This is a genomic window from Serratia sp. 2723 (genome assembly GCF_050434425.1).
Classification (GTDB): domain Bacteria; phylum Pseudomonadota; class Gammaproteobacteria; order Enterobacterales; family Enterobacteriaceae; genus Chania.
In genome coordinates, this window is record NZ_JBNDIN010000031.1 from 1 (window position 1) to 2,424 (window position 2,424).

Consider the following 2,424-nt stretch of genomic DNA (forward strand, 5'->3'; position numbering starts at 1 on the left):
TGCGTGCTTTACCCGCGGGAACTGCGATCTCCTACGAATACGTTAACGACTGGGGTGCGGTTAAAACAGCGAAGGCTGTTCTTTAATCCGTCGTTGTCTCTGGGATAAATATAATCAGGGTTGTTTATCTACTATGCGTCATCCATTCTATTATTCTCTGTTTACTACCATGGTAATGCTGGCCGTCATGCCTGCGGCCCAGGCCACAGAAGATACACCAGCGAATTTGCGCAACGATGCTCCTGCGGGAACCGGCGTGCGTTTCGACCCGATATTTCTAAGCTCGTCTGCGGCAGACGCGGTGGATTTATCCCGTTTTCAACACGGCGCTGCCGCTTCACCGGGCACCTACCCGGCCGATATCTATGTTAACGGCGAATTGGTGACGCACGAAAAGGTGGTGTTCGTCGAACAGGCGGATAAGCAAGTCTTGCCGTGCCTGTCACCGGCCATCCTGAAAAAAATCAATTTTAACTACGACCAGTTGCCCGCGTCTTTTACCGAGGCACTGCGCAATGAGCAAAGCTGCTATCCGCTCACACAGCTGATCCCACAGGCTCAGGTGGCGTTCGACTCCGGGTTGCAGCGCCTGGATATCAGTATCCCGCAGGCGATGATGGAAAATACCGCGCGCGGCTATGTCAGCCCGGAACTGTGGGACAAGGGTATCCCTGCGTTGCTGTTAGGGTATAACACCAACGTCTATACCTCGCACTCACGCGGAGAAACCCGCAACTCGGCCTACGCCGGGATAAATGCCGGCATCAATATCGGCGCCTGGTATTTCCGCCATGACGGCAACTATAACTGGCAGGAGAGGATCGGCGGGGAATACCAGTCGATCAACAACTATGTCGAGCGCGATATTCCAGCCATCCTGGGCCGTGTGCGCCTGGGGGAAACCAGCACCAAAGGACAGGTGTTTGACACCCTGCCATTCCGAGGGATTGAACTGGTCAACGATGACCGCATGCTGGCCCCTTCCCTGCGCGGGTATGCGCCAAATATTCGTGGGATAGCACGGACCAATGCGCGGGTCACCGTGCGCCAGAACAGCCTGGTGATTTATGAGACCACGGTATCGCCGGGGGCCTTCGTGATTGACGACCTGTACCCGACCGGCTTTGGTGGCAATCTGGACGTGACGGTGAAGGAAGCAGACGGCAGCGTGCAGACCTTCCAGGTTCCTTATGCGTCAGTTGCCCAGTTGTTACGCCCAGGAACCCACCACTATGACGTGGTCGCGGGTAAACTCAATGACATCTCGCTGTCCTCAAACCCCACTCTGGTACAGGCCACGTACCAACGCGGGCTGACCAATATCCTGACCGGGTACGGTGGCCTGCAGGCCAGTAATGATTATTATGCGTTGCAAGTGGGGGCGGCCTTGAGCACCTCCATTGGCGCGTTTTCCGCCGACGTCAGCCAGGCCCGAGTCCATCTGGAAAGCACCAAAGAGCGGATGAACAGCGGGCAGAGCTTCCAGTTGAGCTACAGCAAGTTCCTGCCGGCAACCAACAGTAACCTGACCATAGCGGCCTATCGCTATTCGACCTCCGGCTATTACGACTATATGACCGCCATGCGGGCGATCGATGCCGAACAGCACGGCCAATCGGCCGATAATATCTGGCGACCCCGCAACCGCTTTAATATCACCATGAACCAGGGGCTACCTGCGGATTTGGGGCAGATGTACGTCACCGGTTATACCCAGGATTACTGGAATCAGGGCAATACCGATCTTCAATATCAACTGGGCTACAGCAACGAGTATCGCGATATCAGCTACAGCCTGAGCGCCGGGCGCGTACGCGGCATGCGCGGCGAGATGGAAACCAACTGGCTGCTGAACCTCAGCATGCCATTAGGGCGTAAGGAAAATGCCAATCTGCCCTCGCTGACCGCCAGCCTGAATCACAGCACCACGGGGCAAAGTGGTCAGCAAGTCGGCATTTCCGGCAGTGCCGGGGAGGATTACCAATACAACTACGGTGCCAGCGCGATGCATTATAACCAGGGCGGGGACAGCAGCATGGCACTCAACGGCGGTTACCGTTCAGCCTATACCCATATGACCGCCACTTACGGCGCGGGCAAAGATTACCAGAATGCGTCGGCTGGGCTGAGTGGCACGATGATCGCCTGGCCACAAGGCGTCGTCATGACCCCTTATACCGGCGATACCTTCGCCGTGGTTGAAGCCAAAGGGGCGACCGGTGCCAAGGTGGGGGGCTATTCCGGGGTGCGCATCGATCCCTGGGGACACGCCGCCGTGCCTTATCTGAACCCGTACGAGATGAATGAGATCACCATCGATCCCAAAGGCATGCCGTACGAGGTCGAGCTGGAAAATACCAGTGATAAAGTTGCCCCACATGCTGGCGCAGTGAGCAAGGTGACGTTTAAAACCCAGCAAGGAAC

General features: G+C 56.6%; 1 protein-coding gene. It reads left to right on the forward strand.

The features are described 5' to 3' along the window. Positions 1 to 133 precede the first annotated feature (133 nt). Positions 134 to 2,424: fimbria/pilus outer membrane usher protein (locus ABIE29_RS23365; protein WP_429621725.1), on the forward strand; the 2,291-nt coding region annotated here is incomplete at its 3' end.